The organism is Fischerella muscicola PCC 7414, from assembly GCF_000317205.1.
GTDB lineage: Bacteria > Cyanobacteriota > Cyanobacteriia > Cyanobacteriales > Nostocaceae > Fischerella > Fischerella muscicola.
Window position 1 is genome coordinate 1 of sequence record NZ_AJLK01000239.1, and the last position, 479, is coordinate 479.

Annotated in this window: 1 protein-coding gene; it reads right to left on the minus strand. The window is 42.0% G+C overall.

Going from position 1 to position 479, the window contains the following annotated elements:
• A partial coding sequence (locus tag UYI_RS0131435) for a sodium-dependent bicarbonate transport family permease (RefSeq protein ID WP_016870655.1) occupies positions 1 to 479 on the minus strand: 479 nt, incomplete at both ends.

A 479-nucleotide genomic window follows, 5' to 3' on the forward strand; every position in this document is an offset into this window, starting at 1 on the left:
GGCCAAGAAAAGTCCTGCTTGCCATCAGTAGTGAATAGATTCACCAGAATCAAACCAACAATAATAGCTGGGGATTCCATCAAAGCCAAAGCTGCTACCATGTAACCATCAAAATTAATGCCCAGCTCATTTAAAAAGGCACTCGCCGTAATGAAAGTAACAGCACTGATAGAACCATAAGTCGCAGCGATCGCAGCAGCATCATAAGTATCTAGCTTCAGCTTTAGAATAAAAAAAGTGTAAATCGGCACAACACAAGCCATCAGCACTGCTGCTACAAGCGTCAGTATGACTTCCTGAGTCACGCCGCTTTTCATCAGTTCTACCCCTCCCTTAAACCCAATGGCAAATAACAAATACAGTGATAAAAGCTTGGGTACAGGTGCAGGAATTTCTAAATCAGACTTGACAAAAACGGCAGTCATCCCCAAGAAAAAAAATAAGACTGGGGGATTAAGGATGTTGGATACGATCAAATT